Annotated in this window: 21 protein-coding genes and 1 other annotated feature; of the genes, 8 read left to right on the top strand and 13 right to left on the bottom strand. The window is 38.3% G+C overall.

What is annotated here, in order from left to right; all coding sequences use genetic code 11:
- The first annotated feature begins 68 nt into the window (after positions 1–68).
- The 4 genes from udk to dcuC all read left to right on the top strand — a co-directional run bounded on the left by udk (position 69) and on the right by dcuC (position 4,982).
- Positions 69–710, top strand: a complete 642-nt coding sequence (gene udk / locus B6258_RS09480) for a uridine kinase (protein ID WP_099075051.1) — start codon at positions 69–71, stop codon at positions 708–710.
- 67 nt (positions 711–777) lie between these two features.
- Positions 778–1,359: a dCTP deaminase gene (gene dcd / locus B6258_RS09475; RefSeq protein WP_006537532.1), complete on the top strand. Its 582-nt coding sequence runs from the start codon at positions 778–780 to the stop codon at positions 1,357–1,359.
- Positions 1,360–1,405: 46 nt separating this feature from the next.
- Positions 1,406–3,343: an outer membrane assembly protein AsmA gene (asmA, locus tag B6258_RS09470; protein ID WP_099075050.1), complete on the top strand. Its 1,938-nt coding sequence runs from the start codon at positions 1,406–1,408 to the stop codon at positions 3,341–3,343.
- Positions 3,344–3,620: 277 nt separating this feature from the next.
- Positions 3,621–4,982, top strand: a complete 1,362-nt coding sequence (dcuC, locus tag B6258_RS09465; protein WP_036912153.1) for an anaerobic C4-dicarboxylate transporter DcuC — start codon at positions 3,621–3,623, stop codon at positions 4,980–4,982.
- A 110-nt stretch (positions 4,983–5,092) separates the two neighbouring features.
- Here the strand turns inward: dcuC and B6258_RS09460 are convergent, their stop codons facing one another.
- Both B6258_RS09460 and B6258_RS09455 read right to left on the bottom strand, forming a co-directional pair.
- Complete coding sequence (locus B6258_RS09460; RefSeq protein ID WP_099075049.1) at positions 5,093–5,392, bottom strand: hypothetical protein; 300 nt, start codon at positions 5,390–5,392, stop codon at positions 5,093–5,095.
- Positions 5,393–5,468: 76 nt separating this feature from the next.
- Positions 5,469–7,049, bottom strand: a complete 1,581-nt coding sequence (locus B6258_RS09455; protein ID WP_099075048.1) for a TerC family protein — start codon at positions 7,047–7,049, stop codon at positions 5,469–5,471.
- 244 nt (positions 7,050–7,293) lie between these two features.
- Between B6258_RS09455 and gndA the strand changes: the two genes are divergently transcribed.
- A complete protein-coding gene (gndA, locus tag B6258_RS09450; RefSeq protein WP_099075047.1) occupies positions 7,294–8,700 on the top strand; it encodes an NADP-dependent phosphogluconate dehydrogenase in 1,407 nt (468 codons plus the stop codon).
- A gap of 319 nt (positions 8,701–9,019) precedes the next feature.
- Here the strand turns inward: gndA and B6258_RS09445 are convergent, their stop codons facing one another.
- A complete protein-coding gene (locus tag B6258_RS09445) occupies positions 9,020–10,372 on the bottom strand; it encodes a dicarboxylate/amino acid:cation symporter (protein ID WP_099075046.1) in 1,353 nt (450 codons plus the stop codon).
- Between the two features lie 1,055 nt (positions 10,373–11,427).
- A complete protein-coding gene (locus B6258_RS09440; protein WP_099075045.1) occupies positions 11,428–11,925 on the bottom strand; it encodes a YbaK/prolyl-tRNA synthetase associated domain-containing protein in 498 nt (165 codons plus the stop codon).
- A 314-nt stretch (positions 11,926–12,239) separates the two neighbouring features.
- Between B6258_RS09440 and yiaY the strand changes: the two genes are divergently transcribed.
- The gene (gene yiaY / locus B6258_RS09435) at positions 12,240–13,391 is read left to right on the top strand and encodes an L-threonine dehydrogenase (protein WP_099075044.1); all 1,152 of its coding nucleotides are present in this window, start codon (positions 12,240–12,242) and stop codon (positions 13,389–13,391) included.
- Between the two features lie 100 nt (positions 13,392–13,491).
- Here yiaY and hisIE read toward each other — a convergent pair whose 3' ends face one another.
- The 8 genes from hisIE to hisG are packed head-to-tail and all read right to left on the bottom strand — an operon-like array spanning position 13,492 to position 20,621.
- Positions 13,492–14,109: a bifunctional phosphoribosyl-AMP cyclohydrolase/phosphoribosyl-ATP diphosphatase HisIE gene (gene hisIE / locus B6258_RS09430; protein WP_164996154.1), complete on the bottom strand. Its 618-nt coding sequence runs from the start codon at positions 14,107–14,109 to the stop codon at positions 13,492–13,494.
- Entirely contained in the window at positions 14,109–14,882 is a 774-nt protein-coding gene (gene hisF / locus B6258_RS09425) for an imidazole glycerol phosphate synthase subunit HisF (RefSeq protein ID WP_023581269.1), read from the bottom strand. The genes hisIE and hisF overlap by 1 nt, the downstream gene beginning before the upstream one ends.
- Positions 14,864–15,601 (bottom strand): 1-(5-phosphoribosyl)-5-[(5-phosphoribosylamino)methylideneamino]imidazole-4-carboxamide isomerase, encoded by a 738-nt coding sequence (gene hisA, locus B6258_RS09420; RefSeq protein WP_099075042.1) that lies wholly within the window; start codon positions 15,599–15,601, stop codon positions 14,864–14,866. Before hisA ends, hisF begins: the two co-directional genes overlap by 19 nt.
- Positions 15,602–15,606: 5 nt before the next feature.
- Complete coding sequence (hisH, locus tag B6258_RS09415) at positions 15,607–16,197, bottom strand: imidazole glycerol phosphate synthase subunit HisH (protein WP_099075041.1); 591 nt, start codon at positions 16,195–16,197, stop codon at positions 15,607–15,609.
- Positions 16,197–17,264 (bottom strand): bifunctional histidinol-phosphatase/imidazoleglycerol-phosphate dehydratase HisB, encoded by a 1,068-nt coding sequence (gene hisB / locus B6258_RS09410; RefSeq protein WP_099075040.1) that lies wholly within the window; start codon positions 17,262–17,264, stop codon positions 16,197–16,199. The genes hisH and hisB overlap by 1 nt, the downstream gene beginning before the upstream one ends.
- A gap of 49 nt (positions 17,265–17,313) precedes the next feature.
- A complete protein-coding gene (gene hisC, locus B6258_RS09405) occupies positions 17,314–18,396 on the bottom strand; it encodes a histidinol-phosphate transaminase (protein WP_099075039.1) in 1,083 nt (360 codons plus the stop codon).
- Positions 18,396–19,715, bottom strand: coding sequence for a histidinol dehydrogenase (gene hisD / locus B6258_RS09400; RefSeq protein ID WP_099075038.1), 1,320 nt, complete (start codon positions 19,713–19,715; stop codon positions 18,396–18,398). Before hisD ends, hisC begins: the two co-directional genes overlap by 1 nt.
- Before the next feature lie 6 nt (positions 19,716–19,721).
- Complete coding sequence (gene hisG, locus B6258_RS09395; RefSeq protein WP_099075037.1) at positions 19,722–20,621, bottom strand: ATP phosphoribosyltransferase; 900 nt, start codon at positions 20,619–20,621, stop codon at positions 19,722–19,724.
- 44 nt (positions 20,622–20,665) lie between these two features.
- Positions 20,666–20,796: a sequence feature (His leader region), on the bottom strand.
- A gap of 357 nt (positions 20,797–21,153) precedes the next feature.
- Here hisG and B6258_RS09390 point away from each other — a divergent pair.
- Positions 21,154–21,975, top strand: coding sequence for an SDR family oxidoreductase (locus tag B6258_RS09390; protein WP_099075036.1), 822 nt, complete (start codon positions 21,154–21,156; stop codon positions 21,973–21,975).
- Between the two features lies 1 nt (position 21,976).
- Here the strand turns inward: B6258_RS09390 and B6258_RS09385 are convergent, their stop codons facing one another.
- On the bottom strand, positions 21,977–22,597 hold the full coding sequence (locus tag B6258_RS09385) for a glutathione S-transferase family protein (protein WP_099075035.1): 621 nt from the start codon (positions 22,595–22,597) through the stop codon (positions 21,977–21,979).
- A 157-nt stretch (positions 22,598–22,754) separates the two neighbouring features.
- Between B6258_RS09385 and B6258_RS09380 the strand changes: the two genes are divergently transcribed.
- Positions 22,755–23,957 carry a serine hydrolase gene (locus B6258_RS09380; RefSeq protein ID WP_099075034.1) on the top strand — a complete coding sequence of 401 codons (1,203 nt, stop codon included), beginning with the start codon at positions 22,755–22,757 and terminating at the stop codon, positions 23,955–23,957.
- Positions 23,958–24,087: the final 130 nt, after the last annotated feature.

Genomic DNA, 24,087 nt, shown 5'->3' with positions numbered 1-24,087 from the left:
CTGCGCTAGCGTAATATTTACATATTATTACGTTATCCCTCTTTTTATTTCAAACCAGGTTTTTGATTATGGCTGACACAGCACATCAGTGCACAATTGTAGGTATCGCTGGAGCCTCTGCTTCGGGTAAAAGTCTTATTGCAAGTACACTTTACCGCGAATTAAGAGCGCAAGTAGGTGATCATAATATCGGTGTGATACCAGAAGATTGTTATTATCGTGACCAAAGTGATTTGACGATGGAAGAACGATATAAGGTCAATTATGACCACCCTAATTCGATGGATCACGCACTTTTATACCAGCATTTGTGTGAACTAAAAGCAGGAAATGCCATTGAACTCCCTCAGTACGACTACGTTGCTCACACACGCAAAACAGAATCCATTCATTTTCAACCTAAAAAAGTTATTATCATTGAAGGTATCTTGTTATTAACAGATAAACGCCTACGTGAAGAGATGGATTTTTCTATCTTTGTTGATACGCCATTAGATATTTGTTTAATGCGCAGAATTAAACGTGATGTGAATGAACGTGGACGTAGCTTAGACTCAGTCATTGAACAATATAATAAAACCGTTCGTCCTATGTTCTTCCAATTTATTGAACCTTCTAAACAATATGCCGATATTATTGTCCCTAGAGGGGGTAAAAATCGCGTTGCGATTGATATTCTGAAAGCAAAAATTGGGCAGTTCTGCGAATAATAGGTTCATTTATGGGCAGCTTTCATGCATGATGAAACTGCCTGTTTAATTTGAAGAAGGAAATAAAATGCGATTATGCGACCGTGATATTATTCAGTGGCTGGATGAAGGTAAATTAGTCATTGAACCCCGCCCGCCCGTCGAGCGAATTAACGGCGCAACAGCAGATGTTTGCTTAGGAAATCAATTTCGTGTTTTCCAAGGCCACACTGCAGCTTATATTGATTTGAGTGGCCCTAAGGCTGAAGTGAACGCTGCGCTAGAGCGTGTAATGAGTGATGAAATTGTTTTACCAGAAGGTGAGGCATTTTTCTTACATCCTGGTGAATTGGCGTTAGCTGTAACACTTGAGTCAGTCACTTTGCCTGATAATGTTGTTGGATGGTTAGATGGACGCTCATCATTAGCCCGTTTAGGTTTAATGGTGCATGTCACAGCTCATCGTATTGATCCCGGCTGGCATGGACAAATCGTATTAGAATTTTTTAATTCAGGTAAACTTCCTCTTGCATTAAGACCGGGTATGGTTATTGGTGCATTAAGCTTTGAACCTATGTCGGGTTCTGCTGATAGGCCTTATAATCGTCGTCAAGATGCAAAATATAAAAATCAACAAGGTGCAGTTGGTAGTCGGATTAGTGAAGATTAACTATCTTTATAATCATCATTATCATGTTCACTAAGCGGGTAATTATATGAAAAGGTTTTTGACAACACTGGCTATTTTGCTTGTGGTTATTTTGGCAGGCTTAACAGCGTTAGTTTTACTCATTAACCCGAATGATTTCCGTGGATATCTTATTGATAGGGTTGAAAAACAAAGCGGTTATAAACTCACATTACAAGATGATATGCGTTGGCATGTGTGGCCAAAGTTAAGCATTATCAGTGGTAAAATGTCATTGACAGCCCCTGGTGCTGAAATGCCTTTAATTACAGCCGATAATATGCGTCTTGATGTTGAGTTATTACCGCTACTTTCTCATCAACTTGAAGTAAAAGAAGTCATGCTTAAAGGTGCTGTAGTTCGCCAAACACCTGAAAGTAAGGCTATTCCTAAAATATCACCACCTTCTACTCCTCGAGATATTTCTCACCCTGTTATCGAACCTAGAGCCAATAATTGGCAGTTGAATATCGCTAAAGTAAGGATTTCAGATAGCTTAATTATTTGGCAAATGAAAGACGGTGAGCAACTTAATTTACGTGATATTAATTTATCGTTGAAAACAGACGAGAAAAAACAAGTTAGTCTTGAGATGAGTACGAAAGTGAATCGTGACCGTCGCGAGATCACGCTAAATGTTGCCGCTGACGCGGACATGAACCGCTATCCTTACCAAGTTACAGGTAATATTACACAGTTAGATTACGCTTTATCAGGTGTCGGGATCCCTGAAAATGGAATTGCAGGAAGTTTAACTTCAGATTTTACGATCCGAAATGAGGGTGTGAGAACAATTTCACTTGATAACTTAAATCTCACGGCTAATGATAGCCAATTGCAAGGCAATATCAGTGCGGAATTTGCGGATACTACTCGCTATCAAGTTGATTTAAAAGGTAATGTGCTAAATTTAAATACATTATTGCCAGAATTAGCAACGGCTAATGTATCAGAAAATGCATTATTAGCGCCAATGACGGATAATCATATACCTCCTGCATTTTCATTATTTAGTACAGCGCATGCGGCACCCGCACCAAATGCCACCATTATGGCAAAACCCGTTATTACTTCAGTCACTGTTGAAAGTAAAGAATATGATTTAACACATTGGAGTAATATTGAATTTACATTGAAATTAGCCCTGAATAAGCTTCTTTATAAAAATTTAGAGATCAATAATTTTAAACTTGATGCTTTAAATAATCCTAATTCGCTGAATATTCAAACCTTAACAGGACAAGTCCTTCAAGGTGATTTTTCACTACCAACGGTTATCTCTACAAGCATTGTGCCAGCGCATATCAGCATGGACATCACAATGAATAATATTCCATTACAGCCACTATTGCGTGTCTTTAATCAACCTGAAAACTTCAGTGGATTAATTTCAGCAAAAGGGAATTTAGAAGGAGCGGGATATAACCGAAAAGCTTTTTATCATTATTGGCAAGGCACGCTTAATACCTCTGTTAGCCAATTTAAAATGCAGGGATTAAATGTACCACAGGTTATTCAGCAATCCGTCGCGCAAGCGACAGATAAAGTGATTTACCCTGAAGATATTGAAAGTTATACCCAAGCAGATAATGTGATTGCTCAATTTAAGTTAGCGCCAAAAGGGAAAGTAACCATTAATTCACTTGATGCTCAAGCAGAGGCTTATCAAATTAAAGGGCAGGGCAAAGTGGATCTTCAGCGCCATGATCTTGATGTGATGTTACTCGTTAATATCAAAAAAGGTTGGGGTAAAGAAAATGAATTTATCCGTCAATTGGCTAAAATTGAAATTCCATTAAGGCTTTATGGGGATTGGAATGCTATTCAATATGAATTGAATATTGAAAAATTATTGCGTGATCAATTACAGCAAAAAGCCAAGCAAGCTATCGATAATTGGTTAAATAAACAAGATGCTGAAAGCCCCGAAGTAAAAGCACTTAATCAGTTATTGAAGAAAATCTAATTTCACGATTTTTAACTTCATCACATTCTTAATAAAAGCACACTATTTTGATAATTGTGTGCTTTTTGCTTTATATCTATCATTTAATTTATGTTTTGAATGAAAAGTAAGCATTCGTGCTATATATATGTAAAAAAATAGTCGTTTTTTTTGATATATGTCATACACTGCAACGTTGCCTTTGGGCAGAGTGTGTCAATCGCACTAAACGCAAAAATGATGATAAAAATAAAAAACTTCATTTTATAAATGACTACTTTATAGACAGGATAAATAAATGATTGAGATTCTTATCGGCGCCTTCGTTGCTGTAGGTGTTGGACGTTATATTGTAAAAGGCTATTCTCCAACGGGTGTATTAATGACAGGTGGTCTGTTATTACTGATCATCAGCGTTATTATGGGAAGGGCTGTTTTACCTGCAAGCGCAACGGCGACAGGTTATGGTTTAATCGATATTGTTGAGTATGTGAAAAATCTACTAATGAGCCGTGGTGGCGATTTAGGCATGATGATCATGATACTTTGTGGTTTTGCTTCTTATATGACACATATCGGTGCTAATGATGTTGTGGTTAAATTAGCATCACGCCCACTGAAAATGATTAACTCACCTTATCTGCTGATGGTCGCGGCTTATATTGTTGCATGCCTGATGTCACTGGCTGTTTCATCAGCAACAGGTTTAGGTGTGTTATTAATGGCAACGCTGTTCCCTGTTATGGTGAATATGGGAATTAGCCGCGGCGCAGCCGCTGCAATCTGTGCGTCTCCAGCTTCTATTATTTTAGCGCCAACATCAGGTGATGTTATTTTAGCTGCTGAAGCGTCTCAAATGCCATTGATCGATTTTGCATTTAAAACCACATTGCCTATCTCTATTGCTGCAATTATTGGTATGTGTATCGCTCACTTCTTCTGGCAGCGTTATCTTGACCGTAAAGAGCATATCGAAACAGAAATGTTAGATGTAAATGAGATCAAAACTCACGCACCAAGTTTCTATGCGATTTTGCCTTTCACGCCAATTATCGGTGTTCTCGTGTTTGATGGTAAATGGTTACCAGAACTTCATATTGTTGCCATTATTATTATCTGCATGATTTTAGCGGCTGTTATCGAATTTATTCGTAGCTTTAGCGCAAAACAAGTTTTTGAAGGTTTAGAAGTTGCTTACCGTGGTATGGCAGATGCATTTGCTCAAGTTGTGATGTTATTAGTTGCAGCCGGGGTATTTGCTCAAGGTTTAACAACGGTTGGCTTTATCAATGCGTTAATTGAAGGTGCTCAGTCATTAGGTTCGGGTGCGATTGTAATGATGATTGCCCTAGTATTAATTACCATGTTAGCGGCAATGACCACAGGCTCTGGTAACGCACCATTCTATGCATTCGTTGAATTAATTCCTCGTTTAGCAAGCAATATGGGTGTTAACCCAGCTTATTTAACTATTCCAATGTTACAAGCTTCAAACTTAGGCCGTACCTTATCGCCAGTTTCTGGTGTTGTGGTTGCGGTGTCAGGTATGGCAAAAATTTCACCATTTGAAGTGATGAAACGTGTTTCTGTACCTGTGTTAGTCGGTCTTGTTATTGTGATTGTTGCTACAGAAATTCTTGTACCAAGTACTTTAGGTTAATTTTTATCGTATTGAATTAATCTAAAATTATTGTTTTAAATTTTATTGGTGGGCTTTGTGTTAAAACAAAGCCCGTTTTTTTATTTGCTTAAAAAGCGTATAGAAAGTGATTATTGACATTGAATAAAAACATCTGCGACTTTTTTAGAACCTTCATAAATTTCAATTTTTTCTAATTCTTCTAATAAGTGATGAGGAGCATGTTCAACTAAAAACTGCATATAGCCCTCACTTATCCAATGTTCAGGCTCTTGCTGTGTGTGAATAATTTCAATCGCAAGGCTCCAGCTATTTGGTTCATGAGGTAGTTGAGTGGTTGGATAATAAAAACCAGTTAAAGGAGGTGGTGATTGTCTTCCTCCTTCAATGCAAGTTAACCAGATGATTTTAACATTGACATTGGTATACATATTATTTTCCAATAGGCATTATCTTCAGATAAAAAATATCCGCCATAAAGGCGGATATTTAAAGACCTCATTGAGATTACGCTTCGTCCACGCCCTCATTGTCGTCAGTGTTAGGCTCAACAATTCGAACTTTATTAATTCGATGGTTATTCACTTCTAATGGCTCAAATTCAATGCCATCAATAAGGATCTTCTCACCAACGGTTGGAACACGTTGTAAATGCTCCATTAATAAGCCAGCTAAGGTTTCATACTCACGTTTTTCATCCAATTTGATTGGAATATAAAGCACTAAGTCTTCAAGTGGTGTAAAACCGTTTACAGTCCATGAACCGTCTTCATTTTGAACCAAATCATGGCGTGAATCGTTTTCTTCAGAGCTGACAGGTAAGTTACCCGCAATAGTTTCCATAACGTCAGTCAGCGTCACGATCCCTTCAACTGAACCAAACTCATCTACAACAAAAGCGAAGTGAGTGTGAGCACTACGGAACTGTTCTAACGCTTGCAGTAAGGATAAACCTTCAGGGAAAATCAAAGGTTGAGTGACCAATAAACGTAAGTTTAGAGGTTCATTACGCAATTGTTGATTCAGCAGTTGAATAACATTAACCACACCGACAGGTTCATCACTATATTGCTCATCAGTGATCACTAGGCGAGAGTGAGGATCCTTTTCCAATAATTGGCGGATATCATCTTGTGTTGCATTTAAGTCTACATATTCAACATCATGGCGAGACGTCATGATACTGTTAACATTACGTTGGCTCAAACCAAGCACACGCACAATCATTTGGCGCTCTTGAGGATCAAACACTTCTTCTGAACTGGAGACTAAATCAGATGTGTGAGGATCTAATTCAGAAGATTCAGGCTTACCATTAATAATGCGTAGAACCGCTTCTGCTGTACGTTCACGCAAAGAGCGAGAGGCAGATAAGAAACGGCGACGGTTAAATTGTGCGAGCTGATTAAAGACTTCTATCATGATAGAGAAGCCAATCGCTGCATATAGGTAACCTTTTGGAATGGCGTAGCCAAAGCCTTCGGCAACTAATGCAAAACCAATCATCAGCAAGAAGCTTAAACACAAGATAACAATGGTTGGGTGGTTATTGACGAAATTTGTTAGAGGCTTACTTGCAAGGATCATCAAGAACATTGCAATAGTCACAGCCGCAATCATAACGCCTAAATGATCAACCATACCAACAGCGGTTATCACTGAATCAAGCGAAAATACCGCATCCAGCACGATAATTTGTGCAACGACAGACCAAAAGCTGGTCGTTTTGCGTTGTTTCCCTTCGTTATGATCTTTACCTTCTAGCCGTTCATTAAGCTCCATAGTGGCTTTGAACAGCAAGAATATCCCTCCGAGCAGCATAATTAAGTCTCTTGCACTGAAAGGATGATCAAACAGTGTAATGAGAGGTTTTGTCAGAGTGATAAGCCAAGAGAGGCTAAATAGCAACACAATCCGCATAACAAGGGCACACAATAAGCCTGTTACACGTGCTTTATCTCTTAGTTTTGCTGGGAGTTTATCTGCCAGAATAGCAATAAAAACAAGGTTATCAATACCAAGTACGATTTCGAGAACAATTAGGGTGGAGAGCCCTACCCAGATTGTCGGATCCAAGATCCATTCCATACAGTTTGTTTTACCTTCTATAAAGACGGCATATGCCGACTTGAGAATAATGAGCAATTTGCAGGAATTTTTCAATAATTTATTATCAATATAAAGGCAATAATTTCATTTTACGTGAAAGAGTGCGATATCGATTGCATCAATAACTACCACCAATGATGAGAGTGAGTTACTATGTGATCAGGTTAACACATTGCCAGTGCTTGGAAACTGGCAGGTATATTTTCAGACGGGAGTCATTTTCATGTCAAAACAGCAAATCGGCGTGGTTGGTATGGCCGTTATGGGACGTAACCTTGCGCTTAATATTGAAAGCCGTGGTTATTCGGTGTCTATCTACAACCGCTCAAGTGATAAAACAAACGAAGTTATCACTGAAAATCCAGGTAAAAAACTGGTTCCGAATTATTCTATTGAAGAATTTGTTGATTCGTTAGAAAAACCGCGCCGTATTTTATTAATGGTCAAAGCGGGTGAAGCGACAGATAAAACAATTGCTGCATTGACTCCTCATTTAGATAAGGGCGATATCCTTATTGATGGCGGAAATACTTTCTTTAAAGATACTATTCGCCGTAATCGTGAATTATCAGAGCAAGGTTTCAACTTTATTGGGACGGGTGTCTCAGGTGGTGAAGAAGGTGCATTAAAAGGTCCTTCAATCATGCCGGGTGGACAAAAAGAAGCTTATGAACTTGTCGCACCTATCCTTGAAAAGATTGCTGCTGTTGCTGAAGGTGAACCTTGTGTGACTTATATTGGCGCTGATGGCGCAGGTCACTATGTAAAAATGGTTCACAACGGTATCGAATATGGTGATATGCAACTCATCGCAGAAGCGTATTCCGTATTAAAACACTCTTTAGGTTTAACTAACGAAGAGCTTGCAGAGACTTTTACTGAATGGAATAAAGGTGAATTAAGTAGCTACCTTATCGAAATTACCGCTGATATCTTCCGCAAAAAAGATGATGAAGGTAAATACCTTGTTGATGTTATTCTTGATGAGGCGGCAAACAAAGGTACAGGTAAATGGACAAGCCAAAGCTCTTTAGATTTAGGTGTTCCTGTTACACTTATCACTGAGTCTGTGTTTGCTCGTTATATCTCTTCATTAAAAGATCAACGTGTTGCAGCATCTAAAGTATTATCAGGCCCAGCACCTAAAGCATTTACGGGTGATAAAAAAGCCTTTATTGAAAATGTTCGTCGCGCACTGTATTTAGGTAAAATTGTCTCTTACGCTCAAGGTTTCCAACAACTGAAAGCCGCATCAGACGAATATAATTGGGATCTAAACTACGGTGAAATCGCGAAGATTTTCCGTGCGGGTTGTATTATTCGCGCTCAATTCCTGCAAAAAATCACTGATGCTTATAACGAAGATGCAAGCATTGCAAATCTGCTGTTAGCACCATATTTCAAACAAATCGCTGACGATTATCAACAAGCTCTGCGTGATGTTGTGTGTTATGGCGTTCAAGCGGGTATTCCTACTCCAACATTCTCTGCGGCTATTTCTTATTACGATAGTTATCGTGCAGAAGTATTACCCGCAAATTTAATCCAAGCTCAACGTGACTATTTTGGTGCGCATACTTATAAACGTACTGATAAAGATGGCGTTTTCCATACTGAGTGGATGGAATAAATAAGAGTAAATATTCGGTTATATTAATCGAAATATAACAATAAAAGGTGCTCAAATAGAGCACCTTTTTTATAGATTTAATGTTTTGATATTAAACGGGATTAGTATTATTTAAAAAATCATTAAAGATATTATTTAGCCATTGAGGTTTTTCTTCGTGAACACTGTGTGAGCAAAAGGTACATTCAACAGTGAAGCAGAACTGATAGCATCAACCATTTCTTGAGTTTGAGATAAAGAAGCAAGCATATCATTATCACCACGACAGATTAAAACAGGGCAGTAAATTTATTATTATTGAGTTAAGAAATAGTCTAATCTAGTGCTCAGCGGCTTTTACATAATGAGGTTTTTCGTTTGCCTTATCAGAGACTAAATTATTATCATCAAAGTCTTCTCTAGAAATTTTCCCACTAAAAACAGCGTTCATTCTCTCTTTATCTAAGGCATTTTCCCAGCGAGCGACAACAATACAAGCGCAAGCATTACCAACAATATTGGTTAATGCACGACACTCTGACATAAAACGGTCGATACCTAAGATAAGCGCCATACCTGCAACAGGAACACTGGGGACAACTGATAGTGTTGCAGCGAGGGTAATAAAACCTGCTCCAGTGACACCCGCTGCACCTTTTGAGCTAATCATGGCAACAAACAGCAACGTGATTTGCTCCGTTAACGACAGTTCAATGCCGGTTGCTTGAGCAATAAATAAAGCCGCCATAGTCATATAGATATTGGTGCCATCAAGATTAAAGGAATAACCCGTAGGAATGACTAAACCAACGACTGATTTTTTACAGCCCAGTTGCTCCATTTTACTCATTAAGGTTGGTAATGCGGCTTCAGATGACGAGGTACCTAATACGAGCCAGAGCTCATCTTTTATGTATTTAATTAAAGAGAGAATAGAAAAACTGTTATATTTAGCAACAGCGCCTAAAACCACTAAAACAAAAAGTAATGCTGTTAAATAAAAGGTAATTACTAGCAACATTAAATTGCCAATAGAAGAAATACCATATTTGCCTATTGTAAAAGCCATTGCACCAAAGGCACCAATAGGTGCTAATTTCATTAGCATCCCGACCATTTTAAAAACTGGATCACAAAGATGCTGTAAGAATTTTAATACAGGTTCACCTCGAGAGCCTATCGATGCCAATGCGAGGCCAAAAATCACAGAAACAAACAATACTTGTAAGATATTACCGTTAACTAATGGGCTAATGATAGTATCAGGGATGATATTCATAAAAAAATCAACAAGAGAAGCGCTGTGTGCCTGAGTGACATACATTTCTACTCGGCTACTATCTAATGATTCAGGAGAGATATTTAAACCGTCACCGGGACGAATAATATTGGCAGTGATTAATCCAATGACAAGTGCAATTGTAGAAAATGTAAGAAAGTAAATCATCGATTTACCTGCTACTTTTCCGACAGCTTTCATATTATTCATACCCGCAATACCTGTCACTACGGTTAGAAAAATAACAGGCGCGATGATCATTTTTACTATTTTGATAAATCCATCACCTAAAGGTTTGAAAGATTCGCCAATATCTGGGTAAAAATGGCCTAACAGAATACCGAAAATGATAGCAATAATGACTTGGATATATAACACACGATAAAAGGGGAGCTTGCGGGATGAAATTTGCATAAAAAATTCCCTGTAACTGAAAAATATTTGAATAATTAAAAAGACATCATGTTGTAAACTATTATTTACATTTATTTTGTTGTGGGGAATAACTTAAAGGTATGAGTAAATCAGGTCAATAAAATAAAGTTGATTTTATCAAATATTGTGCTCTTCATCTAAAAAATTAGATTTAATTTCAATTTACCGCCATTTGTAGAATTTATTTTTCTTAAATCAATAAGTTAATGGAATTGTATTTTGTTTTAATTTTCCGTGTTTCTTTAAAAATATGTGTGTTTAGCTTTATTTTTTGGTGAATAAAATGGTTTAAATGTAAATGAATGTGGAAAGTGAGATATATGAAGGGCGTTTTGACAATAATTATTTGTTTTTATTTGGTTTGTTTTTTAATAAAAAATGAACTGCTGATAAGCTTTTTACTATAAATAAACTCTAACTAACACACAAATAAGCATTTATTCGTAGCGACAGGAAGTCTAAAAAGTAAAAGAGCGCTTATGCGCTCTTTTATGGATTATAGAAAATGATCTTCATTTTACTGGAATTTTAATTGAGTTATCAGACTCAATTTCAATAGGCGTTAGTGGGATATCTTCAACAAACTAAAGCGGTTGTTTTTTATGCATGAAGATTTCCCTGCACCTATTGGTACATTGTTTATATATTTGTATGATAGAAAGTAACTGAATTGTAAAAAAAATTTACATTATTGTATTTTTATTGATGCCAACTTAAATGTACGAGTAAATCAGGGCAATAACATAAAATCTATTTAGTTAATTATTGAGTGCTGAATCGAAAAAATAGTTAAAATTTTATGGCTGGCTCATTTTATAGCGTTATCGCTAAGATAATACAGAATTGATGGGATTAATTCTGATTTTTTTATTATTTGTGGTGTTAAATACTGGTGGTGTTTTGGGTTATATTATCTAATATTATATTTAGGTGTGTAAATATATACATACAGTAAGATTAGTTATCATAATAACAATTACCCATAGCTAAACTTATGAACAGGGTAATTGTTAGGGATAAGTTAACCGTTTTTATTATTCGTTTTCTTCATCACGAATAAAAGAGATTAATTCAGGTTGTGCAATACGTTTGTAATCTTGCGTATTAAGAATAATAGAACGCTCTAATGTGCCTGCATTAAAAGCTAATTCATCAAAACGTTCAAAAAGCAGTGGGTCAGCGACAAGCTTTAATGCTGGATGAAAACTAAAAGGGGGGATAGCACCAAATACGCATTGAGTAAGATCATCCACTTCTTTAGGGCTTGCCAGTGATGCTCTTGTTCCCCCAATTTTGTGAGCGAGTTTTGTGAGATCAGCTTGTTTATCGGCAGGTAATATCGCCAGAACATGTTGTTTAACGCCGTTACCTTTTATATGGCAAACAAGTCCTTTCGCTCCTTGTCCTAATTGTGTTCCTCTGATTTTTGCCACTTCTTCAGAACGACCTGCGGTAGGGTGTTTCATAACACGATAAGTGGCATGGTTGTCATTTAATAGAGTGGTGAGCTGCTCAAAAATAGTCAAAGACATCAATGACTCCTGAATTTAATAAGTTATTTCTTTGATGTCATTATACGACTTTAAAAAAAATATTCTGCTGTGATGTTCACGGCTGGTTTTGATTATTTTGATAAGCTTTTCAAATTATTTTGTTACAAATAATAATATGTTAATAGTATTATCCTATTGAATTAATAGAGTAATTAAATTACTAAAATTATATTCATATACTAATATTATAAATAAATTGATATCTATTCATTATTTTGATGATGATCAATTTAAGAACAAAAAGAATAGAACATATTAAAACATAGATTTAATTACTAAAAAGGAAGTCAATAATGGCTGTTTCTACATTCTATATCCCTTCTGTAAATAAAATTGGTGCTGGTTGTCTTGCTGATGCTGTAAGTTCAATGAAAGACTTCGGTTTTCATAAAGCATTAATCGTTACTGATAGTATTTTAAATCAACTGGGTGTTGTTGATAAGGTCAGCAAGTTACTGACAGAGGCTGGTATTTCTAGCGTGACTTATGACGGGACTGCACCAAACCCTACTGTTGAAAACGTAGAAGCGGGTTTAGCTCTGCTGAAAGAAAATCAATGTGACTGTGTGATTTCTTTAGGGGGTGGTTCACCACATGACTGCGCAAAAGGCATCGCGTTAGTGGCTTCTAATGGTGGGAAAATTGCAGATTATGAAGGCGTTGACCGCTCTGCAAAACCTCAATTACCACTGATTTCAATTAATACTACAGCAGGTACTGCATCGGAAATGACACGTTTTTGTATCATCACAGATACTGCGCGTCATATCAAAATGGCTATCGTTGATAAAAACGTTACCCCAATCTTATCTGTTAATGACTCAGAATTAATGATTGGTATGCCAAAAGGTTTAACCGCTGCAACAGGTATGGATGCATTAACTCATGCTGTTGAAGCGTATGTTTCAATTGCTGCAAATCCAATCACTGATGCGTGTGCATTAAAAGCAGTCACTATGATCAGCGAGTCTTTACGTAAAGTTGTTGATAATGGTGGTGATGCGACAGCACGTGAAAACATGGCTTACGCTCAATTCTTAGCAGGTATGGCATTTAATAACGCTTCTTTAGGTTATGTACATGCGATGGCTCACCAATTAGGTGGTTTCTATAACTTGCCTCATGGCGTGTGTAATGCGGTTTTATTACCCCATGTTCAAGCTTATAACATTCAAGCAGCCGCTGGTCGTTTAAAAGATATCGCACAAGCTATGGGTGTTGATGTTTCTGCAATGAGCGATGAGCAAGGTGCAAAAGCGTGTATCGAAGAAATTCGTAAAATGGCTAAAGATGTGGGTATTCCAGCAGGCCTGAAAGAATTAGGCGTGAAAGAAGAAGATTTCAAAACATTAGCTGAAAATGCGCTGAAAGACGCTTGTGCAATCACTAACCCAGTTCAGGGTTCTGAAAGTGATGTTATCGAGTTATTCCGCCAAGCAATGTAATGCTAAGAGAATCAAAAAGTAGTTAAGACATTACTTTTTTCTTAAAGATGAAGCCGATACTTAGTTTGTATCGGCTTTTTTCATATTAATGTTAATTCAATTACTCTGCTTTTTTATGACGCGCTTGTAGGCAACCTATTACATCAGAGAGTGATAATGATTGATCTTGTAATAGTACCATTAGGTGATAGAGCAAGTCTGAGGCTTCATTTTTTAGTTCTTCTCTGTCATTAACAGTGGCAGCCAATGCTGTTTCTACACCTTCTTCGCCTACTTTCTGGGCTATACGTTTTGTACCACTGGCATAAAGGCGGGCAGTATAAGAGCTATCTGGTGAGGCATTTTTGCGTTCACGTAATAAGTTTTCAAGCTCATAGAGAAATCCCCATTGACTTTGTGCTGGGGCAAAACAACTTTCGGTACCGTTATGGCAAGTTGGGCCAATAGGATTGGCTAAAATAAGTAAAGTATCGTTATCACAATCAGGATAAATATTGACTAACTTGAGAAAGTTGCCTGAGGTCTCACCTTTTGTCCATAAACGCTGTTTAGTGCGTGAATAGAAAGTAACATTTCCACTTTTCAGTGTGACATTTAGTGCCTCTTTGTTCATGTAACCTAGCATTAATACATCACCTGAAATGGCATTTTGGATCACCACAGGCATGAGATTATCGACTTTTTCCCAATCTAGTTGCACTAATGTTTCACTATTCATTATATTCTTACCTTAACGTCATTCTTTGCAAGATACTGTTTTAGTTCGTTAATATTAATTATTTGTTTATGAAAAACAGAGGCTGCAAGAGCGCCATCAACATTGGCTAATTTAAATGCATCAAGAAAATGTGACATTTCGCCAGCGCCCCCTGATGCGATAATAGGAACATCTGCAACTTGGCGTACTAGGGCAAGTTGTTTTAGGTCATAGCCTTGTCTTACGCCATCTTGGTTCATCATATTTAAAACAATTTCACCTGCGCCAAGTTGCTGAACTTCACGTACCCAATCAAGGGTTTTCCAGTGCGTTTGTTGTGTCCGTTTTTCATCGCCCGTGAATTGATAAACTAAATATTCACCTGTTTTTTCATCAAACCAAGTATCAATGCCCACAACAACACACTGTACACCGTAGCGATCGGCCAAACGAGATATCAGTGAAGGATCAGAGAGGGCAGGAGAGTTAATTGAAATTTTATCTGCACCAAATGAGAGAATTTTCCCAGCATCTTCAACAGAGCGAATACCACCAGCAACACAAAAAGGAATATCAATCACTTCAGCGACACGCGATACCCAACTTTTATCAACAACACGACCATCAGAAGATGCCGTAATATCATAAAACACAAGTTCATCAGCGCCTTCTTTGGCATAGCGTTCAGCAAGAGGGACAATATCACCAATAATTTCATGATTACGAAATTGAACACCTTTAACGACTTGCCCGTCACGGACATCAAGACAAGGAATTATGCGTTTTGCCAACATGATATCGCCTCTTTTAATGTAAATTTGCCTTCTAATAATGCTCTACCAACAATAATACCGGCAACACCCGATGCTGGAAGATCTGCGATATCTTGTAAATCACCAATACCCCCCGAAGCTTGGAATAAAATATCAGGAAAACGCTGGCTAATTTCTTTATACAATTCGACGTTAGAACCCGCTAATGTGCCATCACGAGAAATGTCGGTACACAACACATGCTTTAAACCCACACTTTGATAAAGCTCGATAATATCTTCAAGTGTGTAGGATGAGTTTTCTTGCCAACCACTAACGGCTATCCACTTTTTGCCTTGTTTATCAATGCGAACATCGAGGGCTAATACAATGGCATCTGCACCATAGCGCTCAAACCATGTTTTCACCCTTTCAGGTTGACTGACTGCGGTAGAGCCAATAACAACTCGGCTTGCTCCTGCATCGAGTAGTGATTTCACGTCATCTTCAGTGCGAATGCCACCACCCACTTGTACAGGGACACTGACACAAGCAACAAGTTCTTTTAACAGTGGAATTTGGCGAGCTGAAGGATCTTTTGCACCTGTTAAATCCACTAAGTGAAGCAATTTTGCGCCATCTTTTTCATATTGTTGGTAGCGTGTCAGCGGATTATCATCATAATCACGCTGTTTTGCATAATCACCTTGATGAAGACGAACTACTTTCCCATCAATTAAATCTAATGCTGGAATAATCATACGGGTTACATCTCCAAAAAGTTCTTGATAAGTTGAGCACCCGCTTTCCCTGAACGTTCTGGGTGAAATTGCACCCCATAAAAATTATCTTTTTGAATTGCGCTACTAAAACGCGATCCGTATTCAGTTTCAGCAATCGTAGATTGATTGAGCGCTAAAGCATAGCTATGAACAAAATAAAACCAAGCATCGTCACCAAGATCACGAAAAAGAGGATGTCCAGGTTTCGCTAATACTTGGTTCCACCCCATATGAGGTAATGGTAATCCTGCGGTATCAAGCTTATCTATGGTGCCATCAACTAAACCTAATAAAGGAATGTCTTTACCTTCCTCGCTGAGTGAGGCCAATATTTGCATACCTAAACAAATCCCTAAAACGGGTTGTGTTAAGGCTTTAATTAAAGGGATTAGCTCACGAGCTTTGAGCTGTTCCATTGCCGCTCTTGCTGTTCCTACTCCGGGTAAAAAGAGTTTATTTGCAGATAACACCACGTTTTTTTCGTAGGACACTATTGGATCATAACCAAGTCGCTTCACGGCGTAAGCGACAGAGGCTAAATTGGCACAGCCTGTATCAAGAATAACCACTTTCATCACAGAACACCTTTTGAGCTTGGTAAAGTATTGCCTTCAACACGAATGGCTTGGTGTAATGTGCGGCCAAAGACTTTAAATAAACTTTCAGCTTTGTGGTGATCGTTTTTACCTTTTGATTTCAAGTGTAGTGTGCAACCCATGGTGTAAGAGAGTGAACGGAAAAAGTGTTCAATCATCTCTGTACTTAAATCACCGACACGTTGATATTTAAATTCGGCTTTGTACTCAAGGTGTGGACGACCCGAAATATCTAACGCACAACTTGCGAGGCACTCATCCATTGGTAATGTAAAGCCAAAGCGAGCAATACCTCGTTTATCACCTAATGCTTCACGTAATGCTTCCCCCAAAGCAAGGCCGGTGTCTTCCACCGTGTGGTGATCATCAATAACTAAATCACCTTTTACATTGATATTCATACGAAAGCCACCGTGTGTGGCAATTTGATCAAGCATGTGATCAAAGAAACCGACACCTGTGCTGATTTGGCTATTGCCTTCACGATCAAGCCAAACATCGATCGCGATTTGTGTTTCTTTTGTTTTTCGCTCAACGTGGGCATAGCGATCTTTTTTAGTCAGTTGCTCTGTAATAGCTGCCCAATTTAGCTCACCAATATTATAAAGTATGCCTTTGATACCCATATTTTCAGCTAATTGAATATCAGTTTGCCTATCGCCAATGACATAGCTGTTATTTTTATCTAGTGCACCATCAACTAAATATTGGGTGACAAGCCCTGTTTCTGGTTTGCGACAAGGGCAGTTGTCTTCAGGCTTATGAGGACAAATTAAAACATCATCAAATGTGATCCCTTGAGATGAGAAAACTTGCATCATTAAATTATGAGGAGGATCGAAATCTGTTTGAGGAAAACTTTCTGTACCTAATCCATCCTGATTCGTGATCATAATGAGTTTATAGCCTGCTTGTTGCAGCGCAGTCAGTGCGGGGATCACGCCATTTTCAAAAGCAAGCTTATCAAGTCTATCAACTTGGTAATCCGTGGGGGGCTCAGTGATTAAAGTACCATCACGGTCGATAAAAAGAATTTTTTGGCTCATGGTTGAGGTTCCTCAGTTGCGATTTTTTGTTGTTATTATTTTTAATGTTTTATACGTTTGCAGTTTGAATATTTTTTATGGCATTAATCACGCTATCACATTCTTCTGCTGTACCGATCGAAATACGCAAACAGCCATTAAGTCCATATTGACGCTGTTGATCGCGTAAAATAATCCCTTGTTCCCATAAAGTACGGAAAACCAGAGTCGCATCAGTGAATTTCACTAAAATATAGTTGGTTTCACTGTTATAAACCTGTTCAACATTAGGCAATTTTTTTAACGTGTCAGATAAAATGGCTCTATTGCGTGAAATTTCGGCCACTCGTTTTTTCATTATCTCAATACTTGCTTCTGTTAATGCTTGCGCAGCAATATCTGCAACTGGTGTTGAAAGTGGGTATGGTGCGATCACCTTTAGTAATAATTCAATGACTGGTGGGTTGGCAAGTGTAAAGCCACAACGAAGTCCTGCTAAAGCAAAAGCTTTCGATAAGGTTCGCAAAATAACTAAATTCGGATAATCTTCAAGCCATGAAACAATTGATGCTTGTGGGCAAAATTCAATATAAGCTTCATCTACCGCAACAATGGCTTTATCTTTAGCCAAGGCTAATACATCACGAATAAGCGAAGGATCAACTATATTTCCTGTCGGATTATTGGGGCTGCACAGGTAGATAAGCTTTACATTATCAAGTTGTGATGCAATGGCATTGACATCAGGGCTCCAATCAGCAAGTGCAGGGACAACTCGCTGTTCTACACCGAAAGTTTCAGCGCTAACGCTATACATTCCATATGTCGGTGGGCAATAAAGCATTGCGTCTTTACCCGGCTCACAAAAAGCACGAATAAGGAGTTCAATCGCTTCATCGGCGCCACGGCTAACTAAGACTTGATTCGTATCTACACCTGCATATTTTGCATAGCGGCTAATAACGCTAACTGGCTGACACTCAGGGTAACGGTTTAAGTTTTTTTCATTAAAAGTAAAGTCAGGCGCGATAGGGTATTCATTTGCATTTAACCAAACAGAACCCTTTCCCCCTAAGCGTCGAGCAGATTGATAAGGGGTTAATTCACGTACATTTTTTCTTGCAAGTGTATTGATATCAAATTGAGTTTTCATCACTCTTTTTTCCCCTGAGCTAAAGCGTTAATGCGGAGTGTGACAGCATTTTTGTGTGCGGTGAGTTGTTCTGCCTGCGCTAATATTTCAATGGTCTGTGCTAAATCAGATAAACCTTGTGCTGTGAGTTTCTGTACTGTCATACGCTTCATAAAATCAGCTAAGCCTAAACTTGAATAGGTTGATGTATAGCCATAAGTCGGTAGAACGTGATTAGTACCAGAAGCATAGTCTCCGGCAGACTCTGGTGACCAAGCACCAAGAAAAACAGATCCAGCACTGGTAATGCTATCAACACGAGTATCAGCATCATTGGTTTGAATAATTAAGTGTTCAGGGCCATAGCTGTTACTAATTTCGATACACTGATCGAGATCACGAGTAATAATGACGCGGCTTTCTGCTAGTGCTTGTTTAGCGATTTCAGCGCGACTTAATAGCGTCAGTTGTGTTTCAGTTTCAGCAATAACGGCTTTAGCAAGTGTTTCATCGGGTGTTAATAATACAACCTGTGAATCTGGGCCGTGTTCAGCTTGCGAAAGTAAGTCAGCGGCAATAAATGCTGGATTTGCATCCGCATCCGCAATCACTAATACTTCAGAAGGGCCCGCAGGCATATCGATTGCGGCACCTTGTAGCGATTGACTTGCTTGGCGTTTCGCTTCTGTTACATAAGCATTACCAGGGCCAAAAATTTTATCAACTTTAGGAATAGATTCAGTACCAAATGCCATCGCTGCAATTGCTTGTGCACCACCTACTTGGAAGATTTCATCAATACCAATTTGTTGTGCAATATATAAAATTTCATCAGCAATAGGGGGCGGTGAGCAAAGAATAATTTTGCGACAACCAGCAATACGGGCTGGAATACCTAACATCATTACTGTTGAAAGTAATGGTGCCGAACCTCCAGGAATATAAAGGCCTACTGCATCAATCGGTCTACTTACTTGCTGACAAAATACACCAGGTTGAGTTTCCACGTTGATAGCGTTAGGAATTTGAGCCTCATGAAAGCAACGAATATTATTCATCGCCTGTTCTATTGCCTGTTTTATTTTGCTATCAAGCCTTGATGAGGCTTCATTGATTTGCGATTTTGACACCAAAACACTTTCCGGCGCTGCTTTATCGAATTTTTGGCTAAGTGCTTTAAGCGCTTTATCTCCATCATTGCGTACCTGTGAAATGATGCTAGCAACTAGTTCTGTAATTGAACCTGATGCAGAAATAGCAGGGCGAGTTAATAGCACTTGTTGCTGTTCTTTAGTGCATTTATTCCAGTAAGTTAATGTATTAAAACCCGTTTTCATCATTTCACCTTATTCCATCATTTTTTCAATTGGTAAAACAAGAATTGAACTTGCACCTAATGCTTTAAGCTTTTCCATTGTTTCCCAGAATAGGGTTTCGCTACTTACCATGTGCATTGCAACGCGATTTTGGTCACCTGCCAGAGGTAAAATAGTCGGTCTTTCAGCTCCCGGAAGTAATGCAATGACATCTTCAAGACACTCACTGGGGGCGTGTAACATAATGTATTTGGATTCTCGAGCTTGAATAACGCCTTGAATACGTGTTAGTAAGCGGTCGATCAGGGCTTGTTTATCGGCTTCCATTTCACCGTCGCGTTGGATCAAACAGGCTTTTGAGCGATAAATCACTTCAACTTCTTTTAAACCGTTGGCTTCTAATGTTGCGCCAGTAGAAACTAAGTCGCAGATAGAGTCAGCAAGACCCGCACGAGGGGCGACTTCAACAGAGCCATTTAATAAACAGGATTTAAACTTGATGCCTTTTTGGTCTAAATAGCGTTTGAGGAGATTTGGATAGGAGGTTGCGATACGCGTATTATTTAAGCATTCCGCACCTTGATAATCGAAATCAACAGGGGTTGCTAGAGATAAACGACAGCCACCGAAATCAAGGCGACGTAGTGTCAGATAACTTGGATTTTCACCTTGTGAGCGACGCTTTAATAACTCTTCTTCTAAAACGTTTTCACCGATGATCCCTAAATCTACAACACCATCCATTACCAATCCCGGAATATCGTCGTCTCTCACACGCAAAATATCGATTGGCATATTTTCAGCGTAAGCAATCAGGCGTTGTTGATTTAAGTTGATTTTGATCCCACAGCGAGCTAAAAGAGCACGAGAATCATCGCTTAAACGTCCCGACTTTTGCATTGCGATCCTTAATCTTGCTTTATCTAACATAATATTACCCTATCATTGTCCATATTTTTGTGATGAAAATTAGCTATAAAAAAACCCCGGAAGTTGCCTTCCGGGGTTTTTATTGTTTGTCTGCATTCAGACCACCGGAAGCGTTTCTTAAACGTCTTCCAGCACTCATCGCCTGAAAGACTAGTCAGGGTGATGGTGATGATGGTGGTTTAGTTGAATGCTATACATAATTATTTTCCTAGCTAATAACACTATTTGTTATTTAGTAATGCCTGTTACTGTTAACCAGTATTTAGTAACCTGCATTTAGAATTTGTCTGCCTTTCAACCTACATGATTTACAAAGCATAAAGCAACCTATTTTTTAATAATAATTTAATTATTTTATAACCTTTTGTTTTTAATGTGATTTTAATATTTCTCTTATTTACTTAATGGCACAAGTAGGCGAGTATATAGGGAGATGCTAAACGTTCACGAAATATAAGTAGTATTTATAAGTAATGGCGAAACTAAAATTTTATAGCATACTTTGACTAAGCCATTTAAGTAGGGGAGCAAAATGAAACGAATAACCATCGTAGGATTAGGTTGGTTAGGTTTACCACTTGCCGCTGCGTTGCGTGATGCAGGCTACCAAGTTAAAGGGACTAAAACCACCGAAGATGGCGTAGAAGCAGCAAGAATGAGTGGTGTTGACTGCTGTTTAGTGAATTTAACACCCGCAATTGAATGCGATAGAGATGATTTTGATTACTTAATGGAAACTGACGTCCTCATTATCACATTACCACCCAGTGCTGCTGGTGGAGGTTATGATTATGTTGAAGCCATTCAGACGCTGGTGGATAGTGCAATGTCTCGCCATGTTACGAGAATCATTTACATTAGCTCTACTTCTGTATATGGCAATCAGACAGGTAATATCACAGAAGAAATGGATATTCGACCAGAAACACAATCAGCAAAAATGTTAGCAGAAGTTGAAAACTGGCTACATCGTTTACCGTTGACTACGGTTGATATTCTTCGATTAGCTGGATTAGTCGGACCGGGTCGTCATGCAGGACGTTTTTTATCAGGGAAGAAACAAGTAAAAGGCGCTCATCAATGCGTTAACTTAGTCCATTTAGACGATGTGATTTTTGCTGTCGAACAACTTCTTGCGCAGCATGAAGGTGGCCATTTATATAATTTATGTGCCCCAATTCACCCTAAAAAGAAAGATTTTTACTCAAGAGTGTCTAATCAACTCGATCTTATTCCGCCTGAATTTGCCGAGGAAGATAAGCCTTTAATACGAGAAATTGATGGTCAGGAGATCTGTCGAGATCTTGGATTTCATTACCATTATCCAGATCCCGACAAAATGCCAATGAATTAACTTAATTTACAGGCAGTAACACGATATCACGGAAAATAGGTCTTTCACTTAATTGCGCAAACCAACGCTCAATGTGAGGGAAGTGAGGTCTATCTTTGCAAACTTCGAGCCACGGGTAGACCAATGGTGCGATCGCCATATCGGCAAGAGAGAATGCATCTCCTGCAAAATAAGTTGTTTTTGCAAGTTGATCGTCAGCGATTTTCATTAATTTATTAAGCTTCTCTTTCAACGTGTTAACAATCTCAGGGTTTTGTTGCTCTTTAGGTGTGCGAACAATCATGATCATCATTTGTTGAATGGGAGCAAATAGGCTGCCATTTGACCAATCCATCCATTTTTCTATATTAGCTCGTTGTTTAGGATCAACAGGATAGAGTGTGTTATTTGCATATTTTGCACATAAATAACGAATAATGGTATTAGACTCCCATAAAGCGAAGTCATCATCTTGTAAGGTTGGAATAGAAGCATTGGGATTCATCGCTAAATAATTTGCTTCATTGAGTCCACCAAAAGGACCGCCAACATCGATTTGTTCATAAGGAACATTTAATTCCTTTAAGCACCAAAGAACTTTTTTAACGTTAGATGAGTTTTTTCTACCCCAGACTTTTAACATAAAGGTCTCCTAAACCACGATAAGTAATAAAATTTCCCTCTATAGGGCGCTAAATATGAATATAAGATAAATCTCTATATATCAATGTTGGCGTCTTATTCCAGAAAGCCATATAGTAGGAAAGCTTTAACAAATTGATATAAAAGGGTGATCGGTAATGAAAAAAAATATTCCATCTGTTCTGGGTAAGGTTACCGCGGGAATGGGTTTACTGCTAATTATTTCTAGTCCTTCATTTGCAGTAAATAATCCGGTACCTCCTCAAATAGAGGCAAAATCTTATGTATTAATGGATTACAACAGCGGAAAAATTCTGGCATCAGAAAAACTTGATGAGCGTTTAGATCCCGCCAGTCTTACAAAAATCATGAGTAGCTATGTTGTTGGACAAGCTATCAAAGAAGGTCGTATGTCACCTGACGATATGGTGATTGTAGGGCGTAATGCATGGGCAACGGGAAATCCGGTATTAAAGGGATCATCATTGATGTTCTTGAAACCGGGTGATCAGGTCAAAGTGATTGATTTAAATCGCGGTATGGTTATTCAATCTGGTAATGATGCCAGTATTGCATTAGCAGAACATGTTGCGGGTAGTCAGGAAACCTTTGTTGATTTAATGAACTCCTATGCTAACAATCTGGGTTTAAAAAATACGCACTTTAAAACAGTCCATGGGTTAGATTCTGATGGGCAATATACAACCGCACAAGATATGGCTTTACTCACCGCTGCCATGATCCGCGATGTTCCTTCAGAGTATGAAATTCATAAAGAAAAAGAATTTACATTCAACAATATTCGTCAGCCAAACCGCAACCGTTTATTGTGGAATAAAAATATGAATGTCGATGGTGTGAAAACAGGCCACACTAATGGCGCAGGGTACAATCTTGTTTCGTCGGCAACTGAAGGTGATATGCGTTTGATTGCTGTTGTTTTAGGAACACCATCAGATAAAGTGCGTTTTGCTGAAAGTGAAAAATTATTAGGTTGGGGTTTCCGCTTTTTTGAAACGGTAACACCCGTAAAGGCAGGTACACCACTGACAACGCAAAAAGTGTGGTACGGTGATAAAGGCGAAGTTGCATTAGGGGTTGCTAATGATGCCTCAATTACCATTCCTAAAGGTGAATTGAAAAATCTGAAAGCCTCTTTTACTTTAACCAATCCTGTATTAGAAGCGCCATTAACTCAAAATCAGGTTGTAGGTACAGTTAACTTTTTATTAAATGATGAAGTGATTGAACAACGCCCATTAGTCGTAAAAGAAGCGGTTGAGGAAGGCGGTTTCTTTAGTCGTATTTGGGATTTTGTTGTTAAAACAGTATCCGGTTGGTTTAATGCTATTTTTGGTTAATTTACCAATAATGGAGCTATCAAAGCGTTACTGAGTTTTTCACCCAAAAAGAAAGACTAGCCGTTATCTTTATATAAATAATCCGTAATTGTTTAACGATTACGGATTTTTTATACTCAATAAAATAGAG

Origin of the sequence: Proteus alimentorum, assembly GCF_002607735.1 — a bacterium.
Taxonomy (GTDB): Bacteria; Pseudomonadota; Gammaproteobacteria; order Enterobacterales; family Enterobacteriaceae; genus Proteus; species Proteus alimentorum.
This window is presented reverse-complemented; position numbering and strand designations above follow the sequence as displayed.